Consider the following 13,193-nt stretch of genomic DNA (forward strand, 5'->3'; position numbering starts at 1 on the left):
CCCCGGTGATCGAGTGCCGGGCGAACGCCAGCGAGACCGGCGTATCGAGATCACGCCTGAGGTGCGGTGGTTTCGATTACACCGCTCCTTCGTCGCCAGCTACTCAACCACCGGGTTCGCCCCCGGTGATCGAGTGCCGGGCGAACGCCAGCGAGACCGGCGTATCGAGATCACGCCTGAGGTGCGGTGGTTTCGATACGCCGCTCCTTCGTCGCGAGCTACTCAACCACCGGGTCGGGCGAGCGCAGCGACACCGGTGTATCGAGATCACGCCGAGACGGGCAGGGGTCGGTAGCGCCGGTTCTGTTGCCATTCACCCCGGATCCTGAACTCGGGCATGCCATCGGTGAACCGAATGGGGATGCCGACGTTGTGCACGTACCGGTGATGATGAGCGCACAAGAGAACGCCCGTTTCGGTGTTGGTCGCTCCACCTTCTGACCAAGGGATCGCGTGGTGGGCCTCGCACCATCCCGGCGGCCGGTCGCAGCCCGGATACGCGCACCCTTGGTCGCGTTGCGCGAGAGCCAGCCGTTGGGCCTCGGTGTGCAGTCGTTGGGCTCGTCCGATGTCGAGTGGCTGGGACTTGCCGCCCATCACCATCGGCAGGATCGCCGCGTCGCACGCGAGCTTGCGCAGCTCGCCCGCGCTGACCGGGGTGCCGAACTCGGTCACACCCGCCCGGTCGGTCTCCGCGCGCAGCGTTGCCTCGTCCACCGTGACAACGAGCGTCGCAGCGACGCCACCGTGGTTGCCGTAGGCCTCGCGCGGCAGGTGCCGCACGACGTCGGCGAACGCCTCGCCCGCCTTCTCGACAGGGGTGAGAGAGCCGTGCGGCTCGCTCTGCTTGCGCGGGGCGGTCTTGGAGTCGATCACCGCACGCAGCACGTCCGCGGTCAACTGGTCGGTCTTGCCGCCGAACGGCACCAGGCCAGTCTCGTCGTCGGGACGGCCGATCCAGAACTCGCTCAATCGACGCTCGGCGTTCTCGCCACGCTCCAGCCGGTCGTTCTCGATCCGGTCCGCACGGGCCACGTCCACCACCTCGATCGCACGCCGCGACTTCCGGCGGAGCTCCTCGGCCGACATGACCTGAGCCGCCTCGGTCAGGTCCGCCTCGACCCGGTCGCGCTGCTCACGCGTCAGGTCCGAGGGGAGGTCGGCGAGGGCGCCGGTCACGATCGCGGCCTTGTGGGTCGACATGCCCGGCTTCGCCAACGCGTCCTTCACCCGCGGCGCGGCCTCGATGCGCTCAGCGAGCCGGACCTGCTGCGCGGCCTCGCGACGAGTGACGCCCGCCTCGCGCGCGATGAACCCGGTCATGTCGACCGCATCCGTCGTCTTGTGAGCCTGCTGACGGTTCGCCTCAGCCAGCAGGGCCATCTTCAACGCAGCGACCTCACGCTCCAGCGCCTGCACGGCGGCCGTCTCCGAAGCGAGATCGGCGGGGGAGAGGAGCGTGAGGTCACGACGGCGCGCGTCAGCCAGGAACCGCTGCCCTGACTGGAGCCCGCCGATGACGTTCACGAATCCCCCGACTCATCCGAACCGATGTTCTGAGTCTACCGCGTTGGGCCCAACATGACAAGCATCAATCAGGCGCCGAGCGCGCCACCCGGTCGATGACCAGACGAGGCACGTGGTCCTCATGACCCGCGGCGCGCTCGGGGAAGTCGAAGACCGCCATCATCATCTGCATGGGGTACCGGGGCGGTCCCGAGCACGTCCGCACGTGGACGCCGTCCACGGAGAACGCGACCTCGTCGGCGGTCCAGTCGACGGCGTACGTGTGCCAGTCGCCCACGTCGACGGCGACACGTGTCGTCGCGAAGTCCTCGGGGACGTCAGGGTCACCGAACGCGTGGAGGCCGGCCCCGACCTGCGCGCTGCGACCGGGCTCGACGGCGTCCCCGAAGACCTCGAAGACGCAGATCTCGGCGGACTCGCGGCGCGTGAGCTCGCGGCCGACGAGCCAGCACGACGCCATCGACCGCGGCGAGAGGTCCATCCGCGCGGTGATCTCGATCCGGCCCCCGCTGGGCGTCCAGCCCCAGAACGTCTCCTGCTGCTCCCGCACGACCTGCCCCTCACGGAACGGCTGCTGTCCCGTGGTGCTGCCGACCGGTCCGGAGTGGTTGCCGCTCTGGACGCCCGAGACGCGCAGCGGCGGCCGGTGGTCGTCCGGGCACCACAGGCCCTGCTCCGGCCCGATCCGCAGGACGAGGCAGGAGTCGCGGACCTGGTGGTCCGCCGCGCTCGCCGCGAGCGAGCTCCACGCGGGCAGGTAGTGGGGCAGCCACCGGGACCGGTCCAGCACGGCACCGTCGAAGTCGTCCACGAAGTCCTCGGTCATGGTCCTGCGTCTCGCGGTTAGAGCAGTTCGATGCGGTACGAGAGCTCCTCGCGGCCGCCGGGCTGCAGGAGGACGTTGCCCGGCTTCGCCTCGAACTGGCCGTCGAAGTCGGCCGGGGCGGGCAGTCCGCGCCACGGCTCGATGCACACGAAGCGCGCGCCGGGGACGGACCACACGGCGATGCCGGTGAAGCCCTCCCACGACAGGCGCACCTGCCGGCCGGTGCCCGAGGAGTAGACCAGGCCCCGGCTCGCGACCTCGGGCATGATGACCGCGCCGTCCTCGAACCACGCGTCGTTGAGCGTCATGACGTGCTCCCACGCGGGGTTGTCGAACCGGTCGGGCGTGAGCAGGTTGTCGGCGACGCGGCGGAAGGGGACGGTCTCGGGCTCGTCGAAGCGGATCTCGTGCATCGACCTGGGCTGGTCGTCCTCGAGCGGCCAGACGAAAGCCGGGTGCGAGCCGAGCGAGAACGGCATCGGCCCGTCGCCGCGGTTCTCGACCGTGTACTGCACGTCCAGCGCGCGGTCCTGCGCCGTGTACGTGACGGCCAGCGCGAAGTCGTACGGGTAGTGCTCGCGCGTCTCGTCGTCGGCGACGAACACGAACGAGGCGCGGTCCTCGGTGCTGTCGACGACGCTCCAGCCCCGGTCGCGGGCGAAGCCGTGCTGCGGCATCGGGTAGCTGCGGTCGCCGACGCGGATGCGGTCGTCGGGCACGCGGCAGATCACCGGGAACAGCACGGGCGCGTGCCGGCGCCACGGGTCTTCGCCGGACCAGAGGTACTCGTGGCCGTCGGCGTCGCGCAGCGAGACGGGCTCGGCGCCGTGGTGGTCGATGGTCACGGCCACCCCGTGACCGCGGACGACGATGGGGGACGCAGTCATGGGATCGACGGTAGTCAGACGGCGGCCCGCTCCGCACCCGGAACGGGCCGCGACGTCGGTGACGTCACAGTCTCAGGCGTCCGCCGGGGTCCGGCGGCCGAAGCGCGAGCGCTTCCGCGCGCCCGTCTCGGGCTGGTACCCGTAGCCGTATCCGTACCCATAGCCGTACCCATAGCCGCGGCGGCGCTTCTTCGGCTGCGGCGACATCGTCACGACCGTCCCGCACAGGCGGGCGTCGACGCTTGCGAGCCTCTCCAGCGCCGAGGCGTACTGGTCGGTCGTCGTCGAGCCGTGCTTGACGATCATGATCGCGCCGTCCGTGGCGGCGGCCAGCGGCGCAGCGTCGGTCACCGGCAGCAGCGGCGGCGCGTCGATCAGGACGACGTCGTACTCCTGGCGCAGCCGGTCGAGCAGCTTGCTCATCTCGGCGGACTCGAGCAGCTCGGCCGGGTTGGGCGGGATGCGGCCCGAGGGCAGCAGGTGCAGCCGCTCGGTGACCTCCTGGATCGCGTCCTCGGGCTCGACCCGGCCCAGCAGGATCGTCGTGATGCCGACGCTGCCCTCCAGGCGCAGGTACTCGGCCAGCTTCGGCCGGCGCAGGTCGGCCTCGACGAGCAGCACGCGCTGGCCGCTGTCGGCGATGACCTGCGCGAGGTTCGCGGCGGTCGTGGTCTTGCCCTCCGAGGGCACCGAGCTGGTGATCACGTAGCACTTGTGCGTCGTCCCGGCGTCGATGAACTGCAGGTTCGTGCGGAGCACGCGGAACGCCTCGACGCGTGGATGGTGCGCTCGCAGCTCGCGCACGAGCGGCTCCCTGGGCACCTCGCGGTCGTGGTGGATGTCGCCCAGGACGGGCACCTCGCGACCCGAGACGGCGCTGATCTCGTCGCGGGACGTGATGCGGTTGTCCGTGAGCTCGCGCAGCACCGCGAGGCCGAACCCGATCAGCAGGCCCAGGACGAACGCCAGGCCGAGGTTCCGCGCGGGCTTGGGCGAGACCGGCGAGTCCGGCACGGTCGCCCGGTCCACGATCGAGGCCTTGACCGGCGCGTCCTGCTGGCCGTCGGGCGTCTCGAGCTCGCGCACGTAGCTGGCGAACGTCTCGGCGACCGACTGCGTCAGCTCCTGCGCACGCTCGGGCGACGGGTCGGTGACCGACACCGACAGCACGACGGTCTCGATCTCGACGCTCGTCGTGATGCGGCTCATGAGCTCCTGCGGCGTCTCCTCGATCCGCAGCTTCTCGACGACGCGGCTCGCGACCTCCTCGCCCTTGATGAGGGTCGCGTACGACTTCACGCGCTGCTGGCTGAACTGGCCGCCCTGCTGCAGCTCGCCGTCCGAGCCGCTCTGCGGCGTCTTGACGAACAGCCGTGCCGTCGACTGGTACTGCGGCGTGACCGAGAGCGTGTAGAGCCCGGCCGCGGTGACCGTCAAGACGCAGACGAACGCGATCAGCAGCCAGCGCTCCCGCGCGATCCGCAGGTAGTCCTTCACGTCCATGGGGTTCTCCGAGTGGGGATGGGTTGAGGGGCGGCGAGGCGATCCTCGCCGGGGCGGGCGGCAGTAGGCTCGGGCGCGTGGGCCACCGGATCCTTGTCGTCTGCACCGCGAACGTCTGTCGGTCGCCGATGGTGGCCGCGATGCTGCGTGAGCGGCTCGACCCGGGGGTGCACGCCGTCGAGAGCGCCGGTGTCCGGGCGCCACAGGGCCGCGCGATGGATCCGGACTCGGCCGCCCAGCTGCGCGCCCGTGGGATCACCGTGCCCGACACCACCGCGCGCCAGCTGACGCCCGACCTGGTGAGTGGCGCCGACCTCGTGCTGACGGCGACGAGGGCGCACCGCGCCGACGTGCTCGACCTCGACCCGCGCTCGCTGCGCCGCACGTTCACCGTGCTGGAGTTCGCGGCACTGTGCCGCGAGGTCGACGGCACCGACCTGGCCGAGATCGTCGCGGCCGCGGCGGCCGCCCGCGCCCGGGGGCCGCGCGAGGTCGACCTGCGCGACCCGATCGGCCGCTCCGAGGAGGTCCACGCCGAGGTGGCCAGGCTCGCGGACGAGGCGACGGCCGCCATCGCGGCCCGCCTGACGACGAAGGGCGGCAGCGCCGCGGATCGCTAGCGACATGCGCTCGGCACCCGCAGGTCGTTGGCGGAGGTGTCGATGCCCGGCGTCTCGAAGTAGCGCGCGTCGCCCGCGGCCCCGTCGGCCGTCTCGACGCGCCACGTCACCGAGATCTCGTCGCCCGGCTTCACGACGAGCGTGCCGTACTGCACGGGCCGGTCGCCGTACGTGACGTCGCTGGAGGCGAGCGACTGCTCGCGCCCGTCGATCGTGAAGCCGACGACCTTGCCGCCCTTCGGCGCCAGCAGCCGGTAGGTCAGCAGCTGGTTGCCCTTCTTCGTGCGTGTGCCGGTGCCCGTCACGTACCAGGGCAGCTTGCCGGTGTCGCCGAAGAGCTGGTTGCGGAACGAGGTCGTCACGACGATCACCTGGCCGCGCTCGGCCGTGCACGTCGTCGCCTTCACGCGCGTGTCGTAGCGCAGGTAGTACTGCATCTTCGACTGGCTGGCGTCCGTGATGTACAGCCCCACGTGCGGGGTGCGCCCGGGCTGGCCGACGGCACCGGCGACCGGCGTGTCGGCGATGACCCGCTGGCGCTCGGCGTCGCGGAACCACACCTGCAGGCGTCGCTCCGAGGCGGCCTCGGACAGCGCCGAGACGATCTCGGTCCAGTCGCCGCGGCCGTTCATCACGGCGGCGAAGGTGCGCGTCGTGGCGTCCTCGAAGTAGGCGTTCTGGTCGGCCGGGTCCTCGTGCTCGAGGTAGACCCCGTTGAGCAGCCGGTCGAGCGCCGTGTCGGCCGTCAGCCTCTCCCCGCCCGCGAGCGGGACGGAGCCGAGGCCGCGCAGCACGTAGGACATCGCGACCGCGTCGAGGCTGATGACGCCGTCGACCTCCTCGCCGAACGACGTACCGGCACGGTCGGCCCAGATGCGCGCGACCCGGCGGAAGTCCGGGCTGATGTTCGTGGCGCGCACGTCGTGGCCCATGATCGTGCCGAACGCGTCGCGCTCGTCCTTCGTCAGCTTGGCGTCGGGCTGGCGCGATCCGTCTGCGGCGAGGTTGAGCTCGCCCGAGACGGCCTGGTCCACGAGCTCGACCTTGCCGTCCTTCGCGCTGAGCAGCACGTAGACGCCGGCCAGGCCGCCGGTCGAGCGGATCTCGGCGTTGGTCTGGAACGCGAGCAGGTAGTGCTGCTCGCGCTCGGCGCCGAGCGAGGCCGGGGCCAGGTGCATGACGCGGCTGGCGGCACCGGCGGCGCGGTCGGCCTCGGTGACCTGGCGCTGCAGGTCCAGCACGGGTCGCACGAGCGGTCCGAGCAGGCGCTCGGCCTCGATCGCGTTCACGCGGTCGGCGTTCTCGGACAGCACGTCACTGGCCGTCGACACGGCGGGCGCCAGCTCCGCGAGGGCGGCGACGTCGAGCCGGCCGTCGCGCGGCTTGAAGCTCTGCACGGACAGCGACGACCCGCCCTCGACCATGGGCGGCAGCGCCCGGGCGGCGATGTCGTCGATCGCCGCCGAGGTGACCTGGACGGCCTCGACGTTGCGGCCGAGCCACGGCACCTTGGCCGCGACGTCCCACGTGCCGCCGCGACTGATCCGGTGGGCCTCGGAGGTGTTGGCCTGCAACCGGGTCAGCGTGGCGGCGGCGGCCTCGGTCTCACCGGAGGCCAGCTGGTCGCGCAGCAGGACCGCCTGGTCCTGCGCGCGCAGCAGGCTGGCCGCCACCGTCTTGGCTCCCAGTGCGAACGGCACCAGGGCGAAGAGGACGACGGCCAGCCCGAGCCCGAGCGCGATCCAGACCGCGGGCGACCGCCACGGCACCCGCTCCATGATCGCGCTCATCCTAGGCGTGCCCACGGACTCGGCCCGCCTGCGTGCTCACGCGCTTCAGGCGGTCTTGCGGCGACGCGCGGCGATGGCCACACCGCCACCGACGACCACGAGGCCGGCGCCCAGCGCGAGCAGCTGCCAGTTGTCGCCACCGGTGTCGGCGAGCGCGCCGTTGCTGGTGGAGGCGTTGTCCGCACCGGCGGCGCTGTCGTCACCGGAGGCCTCGTCGTCGGCCGCGGCGTCGTCGTCGTTCGTCGCGTCGTCGTCGGCGGCGTCACCGGCCACGACGACCGTGAAGGTCTGCGTCGTGGTCTGGTCACGCGTCGCGGCGCTCAGCTCGTCCTGGCTGAAGGCGACCGGACGGAACGGGCCCGAGGTCGAGTAGCGGCACTCGACCGTGCCCGTGTACGTGCCCGCAGCGGTGGGCGCGTCGAACGTGGCCGCGTAGTCGAAGCCGACCGAGGCGGGCGCGGTCTGGTCGACGAAGCTCGCCGTCCAGGAGCACTCGACGTTCGAGGTGAACGCGACCTCGAAGGGCTCGCCGGGCTGGACCTCGGTGGTGCCGCCGTCCTCGGGGACGATCACGGGATCGCCGTAGCCCTCGGACGAGGCGGGGCCGCTCAGGGCGAGCACGATCATCGCGCCCATCGCGGCCAGGAAAGAGAAGGGGCGAAGCAGTTTCACAACCATGGTTTGGGTTCCCTCCGAGTGAACATCAGTAACTTCAGCCCCAATGAGAGCAGACGGCGGCGACCTTGTCGAACTCGAATGTTGTTTCGAAACACGTACGAAATCGCTACTGCGAGGTAGTCCCTTCGGACTACCGGGAAGTAGTTCTTTCTTTCGTCGCGGGACTAGCCATCTGTGACCCCTGTTATTTATGTTACGGATGTGACCGCCGACAGTCGGTCCGGGTGGGCCTCGGGCCCGCAGGGGGGAATCGCGCTGCCCGGCTTCCGCGGAGCCGAGGGACTGGGCGTCGCGCGTCGACGCCACCTGCGCCTCGTCGCCACGACGGACCTCCTCATCCTGCTCCTGACGATCCTGTCCTCGGAGTACATCTGGCTGGGCCGCGACGCCGACCAGATCGACGCCGACTTCGGGCTGGGCTACACGAAGTTCGGCGTGATCCTCGCCGTCGTGTGGTGGATCGCCCTGCGCCTGGGCGGCACCCGCGACCGCAACACGCTCGGCTCGACCGACGAGTACCAGAAGATCGTGCACGTCACGGTCATGGTGTTCGGGATCCTCGCCATCGCGACCGTGCTGCTCGAGCTCAACCTCTCCCGCGGCTACCTCGGCGTCGCCTTCCCGCTCGGCCTGATCGGACTGCTGCTCTCGCGGCGCCAGTGGCGCCGCTGGCGCGAGGCCCAGTACCGCCAGGGCCGGCACGTGCAGCGCGTGCTCGTGGTGGGCAGTCCCGAGAGCGCCCGCGAGATCGCCGGCTGGATGACCCGCCACGCCGAGGCGGGCCTGCGCGTCACCGGCGTGTGGCGCCCGGCGCAGAGCAGCGAGCACGACTGGCTGCGCGTCGCCGACCAGTTCATCCCCGTGCTTGGCGGCGGCCGCTCCCTCACCTCGGCCGTGACGCTCGCCGGCGCCGAGGCGGTCATCGTCTCGGGCACCGACGAGCTCGGCCACCACGGCCTGCGCGACCTGACGTGGGACCTCGAGAGCGCCGGCGTCGAGATGCTCGTCTCGCCCAACCTCATCTCGGTCGCCGGCTCGCGCATCGGGATGCGCGAGGTCGCCGGCATGCCGTTCGTACACGTCAAGGAACCCCAGTACGCCGAGGCCGGCAACTGGCCCAAGGGGGCCTTCGACGTCTTCGGCGCCCTGACGATCCTGCTGCTGGCCTCGCCGCTGTTCCTGGCGACGGCTCTGGCGATCAAGCTCACCAGTCCCGGCCCGGTCTTCTACCGCCAGGAGCGCATCGGCCGCAACGGGCGGCCGTTCCCCATGATCAAGTTCCGCTCGATGCGCGTCGGCGCCGACGAGCAGCTGGCCCGGCTGCTCAAGGAGCAGGGCACCGACGGCACCCCGCTGTTCAAGGTCGAGGACGATCCGCGGATCACCCGCGTCGGCCGCTTCATCCGCCGCTACTCGATCGACGAGCTGCCCCAGCTGATCAACGTGGTGCGCGGCGAGATGAGCCTCGTCGGGCCGCGCCCCCAGCGCGAGGGCGAGGTCGCGCTCTACGACCGCAGCGCCCACCGCCGCCTGCGCGTGCGCCCGGGGATGACGGGCCTGTGGCAGGTCTCGGGCCGTTCCAACCTGTCGTGGGAGGAGGCGATCCAGCTGGACATGTACTACGTCGAGAACTGGACGCTCATGGGCGACCTGCAGATCCTGTTCCGCACCGTGAAGGCGGTCTTCGCCAAGGACGGCGCCGTCTGATCCCAGGGTCGAGGGCCTCAGGGCCCGACCGCTCGATGCCCTGCCCCACACGCCACGAGGCCCCGGTCCGACGGACCGGGGCCTCGTGCGTCGACTCGGGCGATCAGGCGAACTTCTCGCCCTTCTCGGCCTTCTCCAGCAGCAGCGCGGGCGGGTTGAACCGCTCGCCGTACTTCTGGGCCAGCTCCTGCGCGCGCTCGGCGAACGCCTTGACGCCGATCTCGCCGGTCGCGGACTCGTAGCCGTTCGCGTACTGCAGCGCACCACCGTGGACCGGCGGGAAGCCGATGCCGAAGATGGAGCCGATGTTGGCGTCGGCCACCTGGCGGATGACGCCCTCCTCGAAGCAGCGGATCGTCTCGAGCGCCATGATGAACGTCATCCGCTCCTTGATGTCCTCGAGCGGCATGTCCACGTCGTCCTTGACGAACAGGTTCCACAGCTCGGGCCACAGGTACTTCTTGCCGCCCTCGGGGTACTCGTAGAAGCCGGCGCCGGCGGCCTTGCCCGGACGGCCGAGCTCGACCATCTTGTTGGCGACCTGCATGGCCTGCGTGACCGGGAGCTCCTTGCCCTCGGCGGCGGCGGCCTTGCGGGCCTCGGCGTCGATCTTCTGCTGCAGCGTCAGCGAGACCTCGTCGGACATCGCCAGCGGCTGGCCCGGGAAGCCGGCCAGCTGCGCGGCGCGCTCGATCGTGACCGGGTCGACGCCCTCGGCCAGCATCTCGACGCCCTCCATCACGAGCGTGCCGAACACGCGCGAGGTGAAGAAGCCGCGGCTGTCGTTGACGACGATCGGGATCTTGCGGATCTGCTTCGTGAAGTCGATCGCGCGGGCGAGCGCCTCGTCCGACGTCTTCTCGCCCACGATGATCTCGACGAGCTGCATCTTGTCGACCGGGCTGAAGAAGTGGATGCCGATGAAGTCCTCGGGACGCTGGACGCCCTGGGCGAGGATCGTGATCGGCAGCGTCGACGTGTTCGAGCCCAGCAGCGCATCGCCGTTGACGATCGGCTCCAGCTCGGCGAAGACGCTGTGCTTGAGCTCGACCGACTCGAAGACGGCCTCGACGACGAAGTCGCAGCCGGCCAGGTCGGCGTAGTCGGCGGTCGGGTGGATGCGACCGAGGATCTCGGCCTTCTTGTCTTCGGTCAGGCGACCGCGCTCGACCTGCTTCGTCAGCAGCTTGTCCGAGTAGGACTTGCCCTTCTCGGCGGCCTCGACGCTGATGTCCTTGAGGACGACCTCGATGCCCGCGCGCGCCGCCTCGTAGGCGATGCCCGCGCCCATCATGCCGGCGCCCAGGATGGCCAGCTTCTCGGCCTTGCGCTCCTCGATGCCCGCCGGACGCGAGCCGCCGGCGTTGATCGCGCCGAGGTCGAAGAAGAACGCCTGCGTCATGTTCTTGAACTGCTGCCCGATGAGCAGGTTCACGAGGTAGCGCGACTCGATGCGGCTGGCGGTGTCGAAGTCGACCTGCGCACCCTCGACGGCGGCGCTCATGATGTGGCGCGGGGCCTTGTAGGGCGCGCCCTTGAGCTGCTTCTTGAGGTTCGCCGGGAAGCTGGGCAGGAAGGCCGCCAGCTTCGGGTTGCTCGGCGTGCCGCCGGGGATCTTGTAGCCGCCGCGGTCCCACGGCTGCGTGGCGGCCTCGGCGTCGCCGGCGTGGGCCTCGACCCACGCGCGCGCCGCGACCTCGAGCTCGCCCGCGGGGACGATCTCGTGGATGAGGCCGATCTTGAGCGCCTTCTCGGGCTTCATCCGCTGGCCCTGCAGCAGGACGTTCATGAGCGCGTCCTGGATGCCGAACATGCGGACCGTGCGGGTCACGCCGCCGCCACCGGGGAGCAGGCCGAGGGTGACCTCGGGCAGGCCGATCTCGTAGCGGCCCTCCGCGGCGATGCGGTGGTGGCACGCGAGCGCGATCTCCAGGCCGCCACCGAGGGCGGCGCCGTTGATCGCCGCGACGACGGGCTTGCCGATCGTCTCGAGCTTGCGCAGTGTGCGCTTGATGGACTCGACGTTGTCGAACAGCGCCTGCGCGTCCGCCGGGGTCGCCTGCGTCATGAGCTTGAGGTCGCCGCCGGCGAAGAAGGTCTTCTTCGCGCTGGCGACGACGACGCCCTTGATGTCGTCGCCGTGGTCGGCGATCTCCTGGGCGAGACGGTCGACCGCGGCCTCCATGGAGGCGCGGTAGGTCTCGTTCATCGTGTTGGCGCTCTGGTTGGGGTCGTCGATCGTCAGGGTGACGATGCCGTTCTCGACCTCGTAGCGCACCGCGTCAGTAGTCATGCAAGTTCCTTCGTGGTCTTCGGGTCGGGACGGTCAGATGCGCTCGACGACGGTGGCGATGCCCATGCCGCCGCCGATGCACAGCGTGGCCAGGCCGTAGCGCTTCTCGCGACGCTCGAGCTCGTCGACGAGGGTGCCCAGGATCATCGCGCCGGTCGCGCCGAGCGGGTGGCCCATCGCGATCGAGCCGCCGTTGACGTTGGTGCGCTCGTGCGGGAAGTCGTCCAGGTCGCGCATGAGCTTGAGCGCGACGGCGGCGAACGCCTCGTTGATCTCGAGCAGGTCGATGTCCTCGATCGACAGGCCGGCCTTGTCCAGCGCCTTCCGGCAGGCGGGGCCGGGGCCCGTCAGCATGATCGTCGGCTCCGAGCCGATGACGGCCGTGGAGACGATGCGCGCCCGCGGCTTGAGGCCGTGGCGCTCGCCCGCGCGCTCGTTGCCGATCAGCACCAGCGAGGCGCCGTCGACGATGCCCGAGCTGTTGCCGGCGTGGTGGACGTGGTTGATCTTGTCGACGTTGACGTACTTCTGCAGCGCGACCGCGTCGAAGCCGCCGAGGTCGCCGATGTCGGCGAAGGACGGCTTGAGGCCGGACAGCGACTCGACCGTGGTGCCCTCGCGGACGAACTCGTCGTGGTCGAGGACGGTGAGGCCGTTGAGGTCCCGGACCGGCACGATCGACTTGTCGAAGTAGCCGTTCGCGATCGCCTTGGCGGCACGCGCCTGCGACTCGGCGGCGAACGTGTCGACGTCCTCGCGGCTGTAGCCCTCGATCGTCGCGATCAGGTCGGCGCCGATGCCCTGCGGGGCGAAGCCGGTGTCGAGCGACGTCTTGGGGTCCATCGCCCAGGCGCCGCCGTCGGAGCCCATCGGCACGCGGCTCATCGACTCGACGCCGCCGGCGATGATGAGGTCCTCCCAGCCGGACTTCACGCGGGCGGCGGCCTGGTTGACGGACTCCAGGCCCGAGGCGCAGAAGCGGTTGAGCTGCACGCCGGCGACCTGCTCGCCGAAGCCGGCGGCCAGGACGGCGGTGCGGGCGATGTCGGCGCCCTGGTCACCCACCGGCGACACGACGCCGAGGATGACGTCGTCGACCTGGTTGGGGTCGAGATCGGGGTTGCGCACCTTGATCTCGTCGAGCAGGCCGTTGACCAGCGAGATCGGCTTGACCTCGTGGAGCGACCCGTTCTTCTTGCCGCGCCCGCGCGGGGTGCGGATGGCGTCGTAGATGAATGCCTCGGTCATGGATGTCCTCACAACGGATGGAAGCGTTGGCGACGATTCTGACACCATTACTGTCAGAGTCGTCGCATACCCCCAGTATTCCACTCGACCCGCGTCCTGACGAGGCCTCCGCGA

General features: G+C 70.5%; 10 protein-coding genes. 2 read left to right on the forward strand and 8 right to left on the reverse strand.

Going from position 1 to position 13,193, the window contains the following annotated elements; translation table 11 throughout:
- Window positions 1–267: 267 nt before the first annotated feature.
- The 4 genes from AB3M81_RS10750 to AB3M81_RS10765 all read right to left on the reverse strand — a co-directional run bounded on the left by AB3M81_RS10750 (window position 268) and on the right by AB3M81_RS10765 (window position 4,743).
- Window positions 268–1,527, reverse strand: coding sequence for an HNH endonuclease signature motif containing protein (locus AB3M81_RS10750; RefSeq protein ID WP_412903910.1), 1,260 nt, complete (start codon window positions 1,525–1,527; stop codon window positions 268–270).
- Window positions 1,528–1,591: 64 nt separating this feature from the next.
- Complete coding sequence (locus AB3M81_RS10755; RefSeq protein WP_412903911.1) at window positions 1,592–2,353, reverse strand: glycoside hydrolase family 16 protein; 762 nt, start codon at window positions 2,351–2,353, stop codon at window positions 1,592–1,594.
- A 17-nt stretch (window positions 2,354–2,370) separates the two neighbouring features.
- Entirely contained in the window at window positions 2,371–3,240 is an 870-nt protein-coding gene (locus tag AB3M81_RS10760; RefSeq protein ID WP_412903912.1) for an aldose 1-epimerase family protein, read from the reverse strand.
- A gap of 72 nt (window positions 3,241–3,312) precedes the next feature.
- Window positions 3,313–4,743: a tyrosine-protein kinase domain-containing protein gene (locus tag AB3M81_RS10765; RefSeq protein WP_412903913.1), complete on the reverse strand. Its 1,431-nt coding sequence runs from the start codon at window positions 4,741–4,743 to the stop codon at window positions 3,313–3,315.
- 77 nt (window positions 4,744–4,820) lie between these two features.
- Here AB3M81_RS10765 and AB3M81_RS10770 point away from each other — a divergent pair, with 77 nt between their 5' ends.
- Window positions 4,821–5,363 carry an arsenate reductase/protein-tyrosine-phosphatase family protein gene (locus AB3M81_RS10770; protein WP_412903914.1) on the forward strand — a complete coding sequence of 181 codons (543 nt, stop codon included), beginning with the start codon at window positions 4,821–4,823 and terminating at the stop codon, window positions 5,361–5,363.
- Here AB3M81_RS10770 and AB3M81_RS10775 read toward each other — a convergent pair.
- Complete coding sequence (locus tag AB3M81_RS10775) at window positions 5,360–7,153, reverse strand: DUF4012 domain-containing protein (RefSeq protein WP_412903915.1); 1,794 nt, start codon at window positions 7,151–7,153, stop codon at window positions 5,360–5,362. The genes AB3M81_RS10770 and AB3M81_RS10775 overlap by 4 nt on opposite strands.
- Window positions 7,154–7,198: 45 nt before the next feature.
- Entirely contained in the window at window positions 7,199–7,789 is a 591-nt protein-coding gene (locus AB3M81_RS10780) for an LPXTG cell wall anchor domain-containing protein (protein WP_412903916.1), read from the reverse strand.
- Between the two features lie 243 nt (window positions 7,790–8,032).
- Here AB3M81_RS10780 and AB3M81_RS10785 point away from each other — a divergent pair, with 243 nt between their 5' ends.
- Entirely contained in the window at window positions 8,033–9,538 is a 1,506-nt protein-coding gene (locus tag AB3M81_RS10785; RefSeq protein WP_412903917.1) for a sugar transferase, read from the forward strand.
- A gap of 103 nt (window positions 9,539–9,641) precedes the next feature.
- Here AB3M81_RS10785 and AB3M81_RS10790 read toward each other — a convergent pair whose 3' ends face one another.
- Window positions 9,642–11,831, reverse strand: a complete 2,190-nt coding sequence (locus AB3M81_RS10790) for a 3-hydroxyacyl-CoA dehydrogenase NAD-binding domain-containing protein (protein WP_412903918.1) — start codon at window positions 11,829–11,831, stop codon at window positions 9,642–9,644.
- A gap of 33 nt (window positions 11,832–11,864) precedes the next feature.
- Window positions 11,865–13,079, reverse strand: coding sequence for an acetyl-CoA C-acetyltransferase (locus AB3M81_RS10795; RefSeq protein WP_412903919.1), 1,215 nt, complete (start codon window positions 13,077–13,079; stop codon window positions 11,865–11,867).
- Window positions 13,080–13,193 lie beyond the last annotated feature (114 nt).

Source organism: Aeromicrobium jepli, assembly GCF_047246605.1.
GTDB lineage: Bacteria > Actinomycetota > Actinomycetes > Propionibacteriales > Nocardioidaceae > Aeromicrobium.

Bases quoted from the DNA above. Each gene is read 5' to 3' on its own strand.
- AB3M81_RS10755 (WP_412903911.1), bottom strand. From the start codon at position 2,353: ATGACCGAGGACTTCGTGGACGACTTCGACGGTGCCGTGCTGGACCGG.
- AB3M81_RS10760 (WP_412903912.1), bottom strand. From the start codon at position 3,240: ATGACTGCGTCCCCCATCGTCGTCCGCGGTCACGGGGTGGCCGTGACC.
- AB3M81_RS10765 (WP_412903913.1), bottom strand. From the start codon at position 4,743: ATGGACGTGAAGGACTACCTGCGGATCGCGCGGGAGCGCTGGCTGCTG.
- AB3M81_RS10775 (WP_412903915.1), bottom strand. From the start codon at position 7,153: ATGAGCGCGATCATGGAGCGGGTGCCGTGGCGGTCGCCCGCGGTCTGG.
- AB3M81_RS10780 (WP_412903916.1), bottom strand. From the start codon at position 7,789: ATGGGCGCGATGATCGTGCTCGCCCTGAGCGGCCCCGCCTCGTCCGAG.
- AB3M81_RS10790 (WP_412903918.1), bottom strand. From the start codon at position 11,831: ATGACTACTGACGCGGTGCGCTACGAGGTCGAGAACGGCATCGTCACC.
- AB3M81_RS10795 (WP_412903919.1), bottom strand. From the start codon at position 13,079: ATGACCGAGGCATTCATCTACGACGCCATCCGCACCCCGCGCGGGCGC.